Here is a 13,553-nt window from a genome sequence, read left to right on the forward strand (position 1 = left end):
GTCGGCTACGGCGCGGTTCCCGATTCATGCGCCGCAACAAATGCCAAGAGAAAGTCGCCCCGACAGCAAACTTCCGACACACGATCGGGGCGAATAGCGACGATCCGACATGACTCATACGCAAAGGCGGTGCCGGTTCCGACGCCGCCGTTGTAGCTATTTCCAGGGAATCATCGTGTCGCACAGGTTTTCTCCGGTCCTTCTCGCGACCTGCCTCTTTCTCGCAATCTCAGCTGTTTCCGGCGCTCGCGCCGAACCGCCTGTGCCCGCCACCGGCAGTGCTGCAACGCTGTCGCCAGAGCAGGCCCGGCGCGCGCTGGACACGCTGCAGGACGATCAGAAGCGTGCCCAGATGATCGACACGCTGCGCGCAATCGCCACCGTGTCCTCCGCCGAGCCGCAGGCGGCGCCTCCCGCTGCAGAACAGAAGTCGCCGGCTTCGCTGTCGGCGGACGGCCTCGGCGCGCAGCTCCTGCTGACGGTTTCGGAGGAGATCGGTGAGATCTCGCGTCAGGTCGCCGACATGGCGCGGACGATCACGCATTTTCCGGCGTTCTATTACTGGATCGTGCGGACGGCGAACGATCCCGCCGCCTACAACCTGCTGATCGAGATCGCATGGAAGCTGGCGCTGGTGTTCGGCTGCGCCTTCTGCGCCGAGTGGCTGATCTTCCGCCTGATCAGGCGTCCGGTCGCATTCCTGGAGGCGCGCGTGCCGCAGGCACCGCACGTGCTGACGCAGGCGTCTCCCATCATTGATCCGCCGTTGTCCGTGGCCGCCGAGCCCGAGCTGCATCGCCGCCATGCCAGTCTGGCCCGGGCCTGGCAGCTCCTGCTCCGTCTGCCCTTCGTGCTCGGCCGCCTCGCGATCGAATTGCTTCCGGTGTTCGTCTTTGTCGGCATCGCTACGACGTTGCTCGGCACCGAGATCGGCGAGCCGGCAACCGTCCGCCTCGTCATCCTCGCCGTCGTCAACGCCTACGCTTTCTCGCGAGGACTCATCTGTTTGATCCGGGCGCTGGCGGGGCCCTTCGGCCTGTTTCCGGTTCGCGCCGAGACCGCGGCCTATATCGAGATCTGGGCGCGGCGCATCGTCGGCGTTGGCGTGTCCGGCATCGCCTTTGCCAATGTAGCGCTGCTGCTCGGCCTGCATCGGGCCGGCTATGCGGCCTTGCTGCGCATGGTCATGCTGATCGTGCATCTCTTCATCGTGGTTATCATCCTGCAATGCCGCCGCCAGGTCGCCGATGCCATTCGCGCGCCCGCCGGCCGACAGGGCCTTGCGACAAGGGTGCGCAATCGCATTGCCAGTGTCTGGCATTATCTTGCTATCGCGCTCGATCTCGCGCTCTGGGCCGTCTGGGCGCTCAACATTCGCAACGGTTATTCGCTGCTGCTTCAGTATTTCGTCGGCACCATCGCGGTTGCGCTGATCACGCGCGTTGCCATCATGGTGACGCTGAGCCTGATCGACCGCGGCTTCCGCATCAAGCCGGAGATCCTCCAGCGCTTTCCCGGTCTCGAGATCCGCGCCAACCGCTATCTGCCCCTGCTGCGCAAGATCGTCTCGGGCATCATCGCCTTTATCGGTTTCGTAGCCGTGCTGGAGGTCTGGGGCGTGGATGCCATCGTCTGGTTCTATGGCGGTCAGATCGGCAGCAGGCTTCTGTCCGCGGTCGCGACCATCGGCATTGCCGCCGGAATCGCGGCGGCGATCTGGGAAGCCAGCAACGCGTTGATGGACCGGCAGGTCAACGTCCTGTCGCGCGACGGCCATTATGCCCGTGCGGCGCGTCTGCGCACGTTTCAACCGATGCTGCGGACGGCATTGCTCTGCCTGATTGCGACGGTCGTCGGTCTCACCGCGCTCAGCGAGATCGGCGTCAATGTCGCGCCGCTCCTGGCGGGGGCCGGCATCGTCGGTATCGCCATCGGCTTCGGCTCGCAGAAGCTTGTGCAGGATCTCATCACCGGCCTGTTTCTTCTCCTGGAGAATACGGTCCAGGTCGGCGACACCGTCAGTGTGTCTGGATTGACAGGGGTGGTCGAGAACGTCTCGATCCGCACTCTTCGCCTGCGGGCAGGGGATGGATCGCTGCACATCGTGCCGTTCAGCGCGGTGACCACCATCACCAATTCAAGCCGTGGCGCGGGCAATGCATCAGTCAGCGTCAATGTCGCCTACAAGGAGGATACCGATCGCGCCGGACAAATCCTCAAGGACATCGTCGATGACATGCGTCGGGAGGCGGAATTCCGTGCCGCGATCCGCGGCGATCTCGAGCTCTGGGGCATCGACAAGGTGGATGGTTCGATGGTGTCGATCGTCGGTCAGATCCGCTGCACCGACAGCGGCCGTTGGCCGGTTCAGCGCGAGTTCAATCGCCGCATGAAGCTGCGCTTCCAGGAAAACGGAATCGAGATCGCGTCCTCCGCCCAAACCATCCTGATGCAGATTGCCGCGCCAGCCGACACGGCCTCGAACCTGACCTTGCGGCGAGCGACCGGCTGATTTTCGTCCTTGCCTCCTGGACGGCGACGTCGTTCACTTCTCTCCGCAAAACTGCCCGCAGGTCAACTGCGGACGGAAGCGAGAGGCTGGGGAATGATGGGTGGATTGTCGGCCGGATTGCGCGGCTGGGTCACTGCGATTTGCGCACTGATCGGACTTGTTGCGTCCGCCGCACCAGGGACGACTCAGCCATTTCCGTCGCGGCCGATTACGCTGATGGTGCCCTTTGCGGCGGGCGGGCCGACCGACACGCTGGGGCGGATTCTCGCCGAACGGATGGCGGCCGATCTTCACGCAACGATCGTGGTCGAGAATGTGGTCGGCGCGTCCGGCAGCATCGCAGGCGCGCGCGTCGCGCGGGCTACGCCTGACGGCACCACGATCACCATCGGTCATTGGGGCACGCATGTGCTGAACGGGGCGGTCTACAAGCTCAGCTACGACGTGCTTGCCGATTTCGAACCGATCGCGCTGGTTGCCAGCGGGCCGCAACTCATCGTCGGCAGGAAGACTCTGGAGGCCGGCAATCTCAAGGAGCTGATCGCCTGGCTGAAGGACAACCCGAACAAGGCGTCCGCCGGGACGGCCGGCGCAGGCTCCGGCGCGCATGTCGCCGGCGTGTTCTTCAAGACGAGGACCGGTACCGAATTCCAGTTCGTGCCCTATCGGGGCGCGGGGCCGGCCATGATCGACCTCGTGGCCGGGCAGATCGACCTGATGTTCGACCAGGCGTCGAATTCGCTGCCGCAGATCAAGAACGGCACGATCAAGGCGTTTGCGGTGACCTCGCCGACGCGGCTTGCCTCCGCGCCCGACATTCCGACGGTCGACGAAGCGGGCCTCCCCGGCCTCTACATTTCCTACTGGCACGGATTATGGGCGCCGAAGAACACGCCCAGGGACATCGTCGAGCGGCTCAATGCGGCGATCGTCGCCGCGCTCGCCGATCCCACGGTCCGCCAGCGCTTTGCAGAACTCGGTCAGGAGATCCCGCCACGCGAGCAGCAGGCTCCCGCCACACTCGCAGCGTTCCAGAAAGCCGAGATCGACAAATGGTGGCGTATCGTAAGGATCGCCGACATCAAGGCGGAGTAGGGCGCGGCGTCAACTCTTGCGGCCGGCGCGATGCAGCGCCAGCCCGCATCATTCTTCATCATAACGTGCATCGCTGCGGTGCGAGATCACAATCGGGTCTTGACCTGTAACGTCCTTGATCTCAATCGAGGGGTGGCCGACAATGTTCGTTCCGACATAAGAAACTCTTGGGGGAATTCGTGAATAGACCTGACCGGGTCAGCGCCCACTCTACGCCTTCCGATTCGCCGCGCGGCATGACGCTGCTCCGCGATCCCTTGCTCAACAAGGGCACCGCCTTCACCGAACAGGAGCGGGCCGCACTCGGCCTGCGTGGCCTATTGCCGCCTTGCGTGCTGACGATGCAGGACCAGGCGGAGCGCGTCCTGATCAACTTGCGCAATCTGCCGAGCGACCTCGAGAAGTATGTTGCGCTGAACGCGTTGCATGATCGCAACGAGGCGCTGTTCTTTCGCGTCGTCTGCGACAATATCGATGAGATCCAGCCGCTGATCTACACCCCGACGGTCGGGCTCGCCTGCCAGAAATACGGCCTGATCTTCCAGCGTCCGCGCGGCATGTTCATCTCCTCGCGCGACCGTGGCCAGATTGCCGAGCTCCTGAAGAACTGGCCTTATCCGGCGAAGCTGATCGTGGTGACCGATGGCGAACGGATTCTCGGTCTCGGCGACCTCGGCGCCAACGGCATGGGCATCCCGGTCGGCAAGCTCTCGCTCTATTCGGCCTGTGCCGGTGTGCATCCGGAGCAGTGCCTGCCGATCGTGCTCGACGTCGGCACCAACAATGAGGAGCTGCTGCGCGATCCCTATTATCTCGGTTTGCGCGAACGGCGCCTCGCGGGCGAAGCCTACGACAGCTTCGTCGACGAGTTCATGCAGGCCGCGCGCAAGACGTTTCCGGGCGTGCTGATCCAGTTCGAGGATTTTGCCAACCACTCCGCGTTCAAGCTTCTGCACAAGTACCGGGATGAGGCCTGCGTCTTCAACGACGACATCCAGGGCACGGCGGCGGTGGCGCTTGCCGGCCTGTTCTCGGCGCTGCGCGTCAACGGCAGCAAGCTCAGGGATCAACGCATCCTGTTCCTGGGCGCGGGCGAGGCGGCGACCGGCATCGCCGATCTCGTGGTCTCGGCGATGATGGCGGAGGGCGCGTCGGAAGCCGAAGCGCTGGGGCGCAACTGGCTGGTGGATTCCCGCGGCCTCGTCGTCAAAGGGCGGGCCGGCCTGTCCGGTCACAAGCTGCGCTACGCCCACGACCATGGGCAGATCGCGGACTTCCTCGCTGCGATCGAAACGCTGAAGCCGACCGCGATCATCGGCGTCGCGGCGGTCGGCGGCGCATTCACGCCTGACGTGCTCAAGGCGATGGCGAAGCTCAACGCGCATCCGATCGTGTTCGCGCTCTCCAATCCGACCTCGAAGGCGGAGTGCTCGGCCGAGGACGCCTACCGCTACACCGAGGGCCGCGCGCTGTTCGCCTGCGGCAGTCCCTATGACCCGGTGACGCTGGGGGGCAGGACCTTCGTTCCGCGCCAGGGCAACAACTCCTACATCTTCCCAGGCGTCGGCCTCGGCGTGATCGCCAGCCGGTCGCGCCTCGTGACCGACGAGATGTTCATGGCCGCCGCACATTCGCTCGCCGATTGTGTCGGCAAGGACGATCTCGACCAGGGTAGCCTCTATCCGGCGCTGCCACGCATCCGCGAGGTCTCCGCGCGGATCGCGGCCGCGGTCGCGCAGGTTGCCTATCAGCGCGGACTTGCGGAAGGGCCGGCGCCCAATGACGTGATGGGCCTCATCCGGTCGCAGATGTACGAGCCGCATTACTGACGTCTCCGTCCGCCTGAGTGGACGGATCGGTCAGCACCACGGCACCATCTGAGGTGGAACGCCATTGCGCGGCGCGGCCGTATATGCGACGATCTGTAGCGTTACAAGAAATTCTCAAGCCGCAAGGTCACACACCATGGACGATCGTTTGCCCGAACTGGGCGACCTCGAGCGCGAGGTCATGCAATTGGTTTGGGCTCACGGGCCTGTGACGGCCGAAGTCGTGCGTGAACGGTTGCCGCGCCGTCTCAAGGAGTCGACAGTCCGCACTGTCCTGCGCCGGCTGGAAGAAAAAGGCTACGCGCGGCACACTGTGGACGGACGCACTTACGTCTACCAGGCGGTCGAGCCCCGCGCGCGCGTCGCGGCCAAGGCGGTCCAGCGCATCGTCGACTGGTTCTGCAACGGCTCGATCGAGGAGGTACTGGTCGGCATGGTCGATAATGCGATGCTCGATCAGCAACAGTTGCGGACGCTGGCCGACCAGGTGGCCAAGGCAAAAAAGGTGAGGGGAGTGAAGAAAGAATGATCGCAACTCTGGCAGAGGCGGCGCTGCGCTCCTTTGTACTCGGAGGCGTCGTCTGGTTTGGTCTTTATCTCTTTCGCGTGCGCAATCCGCACGTGCACATGACTGCGTGGGTCGTCGTGCTGCTGGCCTCGCTCGCGATGCCGTTCGTGATGCATTGGCCGACGCTCACCATCACCCGCCTGCCGTTGCCGGTGGCGGCGCCGGACAATATCTGGCCGGCTGAAGCGCCGATGGCCGAGGCGCTGCCGCCCTTGCTGTCCGCCGAGCACGGCGCAGCCCTGGTGCCGCCAGTGAAAAGCGCGGCGCCGCTCAACTGGTGGGCCATCGCCACGATGACCTATGCCGGCGTCGCCGGCTTCCTGCTGCTGCGGCTTCTCGTCGGCCTCTGGCTGACCTTTCGTCTGGCGCGGGCTGCGAAGCCGATCGGCGGTCCCAGGGTGGTCAATGCCGAGGTGCGCGTCAGCCGCGACGTCGGCGGTCCCGTCACCTTCGGATCGACCATTCTCGTGCCGCCACAGTTTCTTGACTGGGATGCGCGGAAGCGGCTCGCCGTGCTCGCCCATGAGGGCGCGCATGTTGCCAATCGCGACTTCTACGTCCTGCTGCTCGCCTCGCTCAACCGCGCCGTGTTCTGGTTCAGCCCGTTCTCGTGGTGGCAGCTCGCGCATCTCGCTGAGCTTGCCGAGATCATCAGCGACGTCCAGGCGATCGAGGCGATCGACGACAGGCTGTCCTACGCGGAGATCCTGCTTGATGTCGCAACCTCTGTGAAGCCGCGTCCGATGGAGCTCGCGATGGCGCGGGCATCGACGGTGCGCGCCCGCGTCGAGCGTATCATTGCAGCAGCGGCGATGCCCGCTGCGGTCGGCTGGCGCAAGCGCGTCTGGATCGCGGCCATGATCGTGCCCGCCGTGATCGTCTCGACCGGCATGATCGCCTATCGCACGCCGGAGGCGAGTCCGGCCGTGGAGGATGCCGGCGAGACAGGCAGCGCCCAGCACTACCGCGCGTTCGTCAATTTCTATGCGCTTGGCCCGACGTCGGTATTCGCCATCTTCCGCGACGGCGATGAGGTGTTCGGGCAGTGGACCGGGCAGCGCAAGCTGCGACTGACGGTGCAGGATGGTATCGCGTCCTATGTCGCCTCGTTCGGCAACATCACGTTCCCGGTCGATGCGGAGCGTCGGTCCTCGGAGCTGATGATGCGGGTGAACGGTCGCGACGTCCGCGCCACCCGCGTCGCCGAGATGCCGGCTCCAGCCGTCGATACGGCCACGCTCGACCAGTATGTCGGCTGGTACAAGATCGCATCCAACCGGGTGCTGACCGTCAAGCGCGATGGCGATCGGCTGTTGGTGCACGAAACCGGCCGACCGGCCTTTGCCCTGATGGCCGAAGGCGCCGATGCGTTCTCGATCAGGGGCGACGATCTCGTGGTCTTCCTGCGCGACGATCAGGCCCAAGTGGCGCGGGTCCTGCTGCACAGCCCCGCGTCGGGCCCGCGTCTGGCAGGACGCATCGATGCGGCCGTCGCAGGCAGCATCGAGGCCGACTTCCTGCGGCGGATCGCGGAAGTTCCGGAGCGGTTCAGGGATCAGGTCCCGGCGCCGGGAAGCAAGGAGATGATTCTCCGCGGGATCGAGGATCTGCGCCGCGGTACGCCGAACTACGACGCCATGAGCGCGCCGCTCGCCGCCAAGATCCATCGGCAGGTCGGCGAATTGCACGCGACGTTCCTGGCGCTGGGGCCGGTGGAATCGATCTTCTTCCGCGGCGTCGGCCCCGGCGGCTACGACATCTATGGTGCGAAATTCGAGAATGGCATGGCCGAGTTTCGCCTGCTGATCGACCCGGACGGCAAGGCCGGCGACGTGATCTTCCGCCCCGACGGCAATGACGAACTCGGCGGCATCGTTGCCTGCTCGGAGCAAGCCGCCGTTCGCGGCCAGGCCGGCACCTCGCCGATCAGGATCATGATCTACAACGACACCGGCGACGACATCCAGGTCTTCAACCTTGATGCGGACGGCAATCGGCGTGTGCAGACAACCATCGGCAGCAGCATGACGTCGTGGTTCCTCACCACGGTCAACAGCCCCTGGGTAATTGCCGATCGATCGGGACAGTGTCGCGAGATCCTGCTGCCGGGACGTCAGACGCGCTTCTACAATGTCGACGCGCCGCATCCCGGTGCGCGGTTAGGGCGCGTCGCCCGGCGGAACATGCCGATCGCCAATGGCGAGGAGATGCTGCGGCAGTACATCGAGAGCGTCGGCAAGGGCCGCCCGGACTATGACCACATGACCACCGAGGTCGCCGAGCAGACGCGTCAGCAGCTTCCGTTCGACCAGGCGATCCTGACGCGGCTCGGTACGTTGCGTGCGATGTCGTTCCGTGGCGTCACCGCGCTCGACAGCGACATCTACATCGCGCAATTCGCCAACGGCTCGGCCGAATGGCGGATCGGGGTGAAGAACGGCACCATCACGAAAATCGCGCTCGGGCCAAGTTTCTAAGACGCGCGCCAGGCCCCGTCAGCCGTGCTGACGGGGCCTGATCGCCGAACGGGCCGGTTCACTCCGCTCAATCTGAGCTTGCGCGGTTTGGCCTCAAGTGTTACGATATGTAGCATTACATGGTGTAGCCGGATGCAAGGCCCGGCCGCCGTTCTCCGGGACTTCAAGGATCGGGCGTCTGCCATGAGCAATTCTGCAAGGGCCGAAGCCGTGCTGGCTCTCCATCGCTTCGGCATGGGGCCGCGACCGGGATCGATTGCCGCGATCGAGACGGACGTGCGCGCAGCATTGATCGCCGAACTCGACCGGCCGTTGGTGCTGGCAGCCGCGGCGAGCCTGCCCTCCAGCGCCAAGGCCTACCGAACGGTCGCAGACGCCAACGCCAAGCGTGCGGCGCGGGCCAAGCAGGAAGCCAAGAAGCAGCAGATGGCCGCAGCTCCCGTCATGGCCGAGGGCCAGGACGCTAGTCAGGGACAGAACCAGGCCCAGAAGCAAGGACAGGCCCAAGGTCAAAGCCAAGGTCAGGGCGCAGAAGCTGCCGAGATGGCGGCCAAGAAGGCCGCCGATGCCGTTCCCGATCCGGGGCGACCGATCTATCTCGAGGAAGCAAAGGTGCGCACCGAGGCGGCGCTGGCCGCGGAAATCGGCTTTGCCGAGCGGCTGGTATGGTTCTGGTCGAACCACTTCTGCATCTCCGCAAACAAGATCCAGAGCATGTCGGGTGCCTATGAGCGCGAGGCCATCCGCCCGCATGTGCTCGGCCGCTTCAACGATCTCCTGCAGGCTGCCGAAGGCCATCCGGCCATGCTTTTCTATCTCGACAATCTCGGCTCGATGGGCGCGAACTCGATTGCAGGCATCAACCGCAGCCGCGGCCTGAACGAGAATTTTGCGCGCGAGATCATGGAGCTGCACACGCTCGGTGTGCGCAGCGGCTACACGCAGGACGACGTGATCGCGTTTGCCAACGTCTTGACGGGTTGGACCCTGATTCCGCCCGGCAACGATCCCCAGCGTGGCGGTGAGTTCACCTTCAACCCGCGGCTCCATGAGCCCGGCGCGCAGACCGTGCTCGGCAAGCTCTATGACCAGGACGACGTGGAGCAGGGGCGCGCCGTGCTTCGCGACCTCGCAGCACATCCTGCGACCGCGACCCATGTCGCGACCAAGCTCGCGCGGCACTTCATTGCCGAGACACCGCCGCCTGCGCTGGTCGAGCAAATGGCCAAAACATTTCGCGAGACCGATGGCGATCTCAAGGAGGTCGCGAAGACGATGGTGTCCTCGCCCGAGGCGTGGAGCGAGCCGCCGTCCAAGCTCAAGCGGCCCGGTGAATGGGTCATCGGCATGGTGCGCGCGACCGGCATCACGCAGGCCGATCCTGCGCGCTTCACGGGCGGCCAGGAACTGCTTGGCGAGGCGCTGTGGCGGCCGCCGGCCCCGAAGGGTTATCCGGACGACGAGGCGAGCTGGATCGACGGCGTGGGACGGCGGCTCGACATCGCCAATAATTTCGCCGAGCGCGAGGCCAGCAGGGCCGATCCGCAGGACATCATCGAGACCGTTTTCGCATCACAGGTCTCGTCCGAGGTGAAGCTGGCGGTCAATCGCGCCGAAAGCCGGCAGCAGGCGCTCGCGCTCCTGTTCATGTCGGCGGACTTCCAGAGGAGGTGAGCATGAGCTTGGCCAACCACCTGCCGACACGGCGCGAGCTGCTGATCGGATCGGGCGCGCTGTTTGCGTGGAGCCAGATGCCGAAGCTCGCGCGCGCGGAAGGGCGCGATCCGCGCCTGCTCGTCATCATCCTGAGGGGCGCGCTCGACGGCCTCGGCGCGGTCGCGCCTGTCGGCGATCCCGACTGGATCTCCTTGCGCGGCGAGCGCGCGCTGGTGCTCGACGGCAAGACGCCCGCGCTGCCGCTCGATGCCTTCTTCGCGCTCAATCCGGCGATGCCCAACCTGCATCGGCTGTACAACAGCCGGCAGGCGCTGATCGTGCACGCCACGGCGACGCCGTATCGCGAACGCTCGCATTTCGACGGCCAGGACGTGCTCGAGAGCGGAATCTCAAAGCCCGGTGCGATCGGCTCCGGCTGGCTCAATCGGGCGCTGGTCGCGCTGGAATCGGGTGGCCGCGTCGATCCGCGCGGCAGCCGGGCGCTCGGCGTCGGCGCGGTGACGCCGCTCGTGGTGCGCGGCTCGGCACCCGTCATGTCGTGGGTGCCGCAAAAGCTTCTGTCGGCGAGCGAGGACACGCAGAACCGCCTGCTCGATCTCTATCAGCACACCGATCCGAAGCTCGCCGCCGTGCTCCAGGCGCGGATGCGGCTGGCCTCGCTCGGAGGCCCTGCGGGCATGGGCGACCCGATGTCGGAGGACCCGACGCTGATGCCGCCCGGCATCGCGCGCGTGCGCGCCTATTTCGCCGAGGCCGCCGGTACGGCCGCGCGCTATCTTGCGAGGCCGGACGGCCCGCGCGTCGGCGCCATGGGCTTCGTCGGTTGGGATACGCACATCGCTGAAGGCGCAGCCTCGGGGCAGCTCTTCAACCTGCTCGGCGCGCTTGACGGGGCGCTCGCCTCGATCGAGACCAACATGGGTGCGGCCTGGCACGAAACCGTCGTTGCCGTCGTCACCGAGTTCGGCCGCACCGCGCGGATCAACGGCACGGAGGGAACGGACCACGGCACCGGCACGGTCGCATTCCTCACCGGCGGTGCGCTCAAGGGCGGCCGCGTGATCGCGGACTGGCCGGGATTGAAGCCGGCACAGCTCTTTGAAGATCGCGACCTCAAGCCGACGACGGATCTGCGCGCCGTGCTGAAGGGGCTGCTGCTCGATCACCTGCGTGTCGAGGACAGCGTGCTTGCCAGCACCGTGTTCCCCGACAGCGCGGATGTCGCGCCGATGAGTGGACTTGTCGGTAGCGGATGAGGAGCCGCGCGCGCTGCGCGGAATCGGGATTGGGGTCGTCATGTGCTTTCTGACCCAGCGGGAGATCGAGTTCCTGGCCGGCCTGCGACGGCGATGGCGGAAGCTCTATTGGCTCGAGCTCGCGCGGCTCTGCACTGAAAACGCCGTGCGCGAGGTGCAGTGCGAGGCGCAGGCGATGTTCTGGCGGGAACCAGCCGGCTGACCTCGGCGCGTTCGCGTGCCCAGCCTCGATTCGGCACAAGCAGCCCCTGTGGTGGAATCGCAACAGCCCAAGTGAAACTGCACCGGCCTCCCGGCGGCTTTTTTTCCGACAAGGTTCTGCCTCCATTGACCGACGAACTAGCGGCCGGTCGGAGGCGCGCAATCATGTCTCGCTTCGAATGTGCCAGAACCGTTCACCAGATCGGCGCAAGCCGAGGTTCCCCGCGCGGGCAGGCGGCTCGGCTTGTCCTCGCCGTTATCGGTGCCGCATCGCTCGCGGCCTGTGCGCAGTCCCCGGTGGCGCGGCAGAAATCCGAATTTGCGACCGCAAGCAGGCAGGCCGTGGTCGAGCGCCATCGCGAGCCGAGAAGGCTCGCCGGCGTGTACGCGCGGCCGCGGCACCATTCGCCCGTGCGGGCGGTCGAGACACACACGGCCTCGCAGGGCGTTGCGAGCTTCTACTCGGAGGATCAGGAGACCGCGAGCGGGGAGAAGTTCGACAAGCACGAACTCACAGCCGCCCATCCCACGCTGCCGTTCGGCACGCGCCTGCGCGTGACCAACGTCTCCACCGGCCGCTCGGTGACGGTCCGCGTCAATGACCGTGGCCCCTATGTCCGCGGGCGCGTGGTCGACGTCTCCTATTCGGCTGCCGAGGCGCTCGGCATGGTCAACAAGGGCGTCACCAATGTGAAGCTCGACGTGGTGCAGTAGCCGCCGCGTCGCAGGAGTCCAGGGTAGGTGATCGAATCCGCATACCGCGCTTAACCGGTTGTTAGTCTCGCTGAAGCAGCATGGCGGGCTAGACAATTTCGACGGTTAGGGGAGGGCGCGTGAACACGATCCAGTATCTTGAGGACCAGGCTGCGCGTGCCGAGCGGCTGGCGAAACGGATCACGGATACGCTCACGGTCGAGAAATTGTTGTCCTTCGCGGGCGATCGTCGCCGCGAGATCGAGGCGATGGTCGGCAGGCGCCGGCAGGCCTGATCATCCCCAACACCAAGATTTCCCGGTATGTAGTCACTGGTGGCGCGCGATCTAGCGCGCCGCAATCCGCGCACGGGGTGCGGCATACAGGCCGGGCGGAGAGCAGGAGCTCGCGCAGATGTGGCGCTCGACGAAGTCCCGGAGATGGTCGGGCAGGTCGGTGCCGTCGATGTCGCAGCGGGACTGGATTTCAAGGGCGACGTCGGCGGATATGTCCTTGATCCAATGCTCGAGCGTGTTGAACGAAATGACCCGCACGGGATCGCTGAAGCAGCCTGCGATGAACTCGCCGATGGTCCCGTCGAGGTCCGCGCGCTCCATGCGGATTTCTCTCGCGCCGCTGATCCGATCGATCACGACGAACAGCGTTTGGTCCGCGCCATAGGGCACATCGAGAGATAACGGGACGACTTCAAGCATCTGGGGCACTCACACCGTTTGCTTCGTATCCCGTTAACGGGAAAAAACGGAAAAGCGTTCCCTGCGCCGCAGTTCGTGATCGGTGGCGTCAGAGAAACTCGCGCAAGCGCGACAATTCGACGACGTGTTCAGGCGAGAGAATCGCGGTCACCAGCGGCGGTTGCGGCGACGTATGAATCTCATAGAGGTGCCGGGTTGCCTGCGGCTTGTCCATGAAGGCCGTGATGCATTGGTCAAGCGTTCCTTCGAGCACCAAATAGGTGTCCCGATCCTCTCTCCGTTGATTTCCGAGCGAGGGCCATTTGCGCAAGCGCGCGGTTGCGCCGAAGTTCACTTTGGACTCGGAAGACATCTGCCCCTGCCACGCAGCTCACGCAAAAAAGAACCCCAGCACGCATGGTCGCGTGCCGGGGTCCACACCTATCGCTGCATCTCTATGCCACGTATCCCCAACGCCCGCGGCCAAGATTCGTTCCCCGTCGACGAAACCATTTTTGACCGCATCTGCGGAGCCCCGGGCCGGTCCAGG

General features: G+C 65.3%; 12 protein-coding genes. 10 read left to right on the forward strand and 2 right to left on the reverse strand.

The features are described 5' to 3' along the window. The first annotated feature begins 109 nt into the window (after window positions 1-109). The 10 genes from QQL28_RS15010 (at window position 110) to QQL28_RS15055 (ending at window position 12,604) form a co-directional block, all read left to right on the forward strand. On the forward strand, window positions 110-2,512 hold the full coding sequence (locus QQL28_RS15010; protein ID WP_431309604.1) for a mechanosensitive ion channel domain-containing protein: 2,403 nt from the start codon (window positions 110-112) through the stop codon (window positions 2,510-2,512). A 96-nt stretch (window positions 2,513-2,608) separates the two neighbouring features. Further along, complete coding sequence (locus tag QQL28_RS15015) at window positions 2,609-3,607, forward strand: tripartite tricarboxylate transporter substrate-binding protein (protein ID WP_284266677.1); 999 nt, start codon at window positions 2,609-2,611, stop codon at window positions 3,605-3,607. Between the two features lie 179 nt (window positions 3,608-3,786). After that, a complete protein-coding gene (locus tag QQL28_RS15020; protein WP_284266474.1) occupies window positions 3,787-5,436 on the forward strand; it encodes an NAD-dependent malic enzyme in 1,650 nt (549 codons plus the stop codon). Window positions 5,437-5,572: 136 nt separating this feature from the next. Beyond that, a complete protein-coding gene (locus QQL28_RS15025; RefSeq protein WP_027524466.1) occupies window positions 5,573-5,965 on the forward strand; it encodes a BlaI/MecI/CopY family transcriptional regulator in 393 nt (130 codons plus the stop codon). Then, window positions 5,962-8,481: a M56 family metallopeptidase gene (locus QQL28_RS15030; protein ID WP_284266479.1), complete on the forward strand. Its 2,520-nt coding sequence runs from the start codon at window positions 5,962-5,964 to the stop codon at window positions 8,479-8,481. Before QQL28_RS15025 ends, QQL28_RS15030 begins: the two co-directional genes overlap by 4 nt. A 183-nt stretch (window positions 8,482-8,664) precedes the next feature. Continuing rightward, window positions 8,665-10,155, forward strand: a complete 1,491-nt coding sequence (locus tag QQL28_RS15035; protein WP_284266481.1) for a DUF1800 domain-containing protein — start codon at window positions 8,665-8,667, stop codon at window positions 10,153-10,155. A gap of 2 nt (window positions 10,156-10,157) precedes the next feature. After that, window positions 10,158-11,414 (forward strand): DUF1501 domain-containing protein, encoded by a 1,257-nt coding sequence (locus QQL28_RS15040; protein WP_284266483.1) that lies wholly within the window; start codon window positions 10,158-10,160, stop codon window positions 11,412-11,414. A gap of 40 nt (window positions 11,415-11,454) precedes the next feature. After that, window positions 11,455-11,616, forward strand: a complete 162-nt coding sequence (locus tag QQL28_RS15045) for a hypothetical protein (protein WP_284266485.1) — start codon at window positions 11,455-11,457, stop codon at window positions 11,614-11,616. Between the two features lie 164 nt (window positions 11,617-11,780). Next, window positions 11,781-12,329, forward strand: a complete 549-nt coding sequence (locus QQL28_RS15050; protein ID WP_284266487.1) for a septal ring lytic transglycosylase RlpA family protein — start codon at window positions 11,781-11,783, stop codon at window positions 12,327-12,329. Window positions 12,330-12,448: 119 nt separating this feature from the next. Then, window positions 12,449-12,604, forward strand: a complete 156-nt coding sequence (locus QQL28_RS15055; RefSeq protein ID WP_284266489.1) for a hypothetical protein — start codon at window positions 12,449-12,451, stop codon at window positions 12,602-12,604. A gap of 51 nt (window positions 12,605-12,655) precedes the next feature. Here the strand turns inward: QQL28_RS15055 and QQL28_RS15060 are convergent, their stop codons facing one another. Further along, window positions 12,656-13,024, reverse strand: coding sequence for a hypothetical protein (locus QQL28_RS15060; RefSeq protein WP_284266492.1), 369 nt, complete (start codon window positions 13,022-13,024; stop codon window positions 12,656-12,658). Between the two features lie 88 nt (window positions 13,025-13,112). Beyond that, window positions 13,113-13,376 carry a hypothetical protein gene (locus QQL28_RS15065; protein ID WP_284266494.1) on the reverse strand — a complete coding sequence of 88 codons (264 nt, stop codon included), beginning with the start codon at window positions 13,374-13,376 and terminating at the stop codon, window positions 13,113-13,115. Window positions 13,377-13,553: the final 177 nt, after the last annotated feature.

This window comes from Bradyrhizobium iriomotense (assembly GCF_030160715.1).
Taxonomy (GTDB): Bacteria; Pseudomonadota; Alphaproteobacteria; order Rhizobiales; family Xanthobacteraceae; genus Bradyrhizobium; species Bradyrhizobium iriomotense.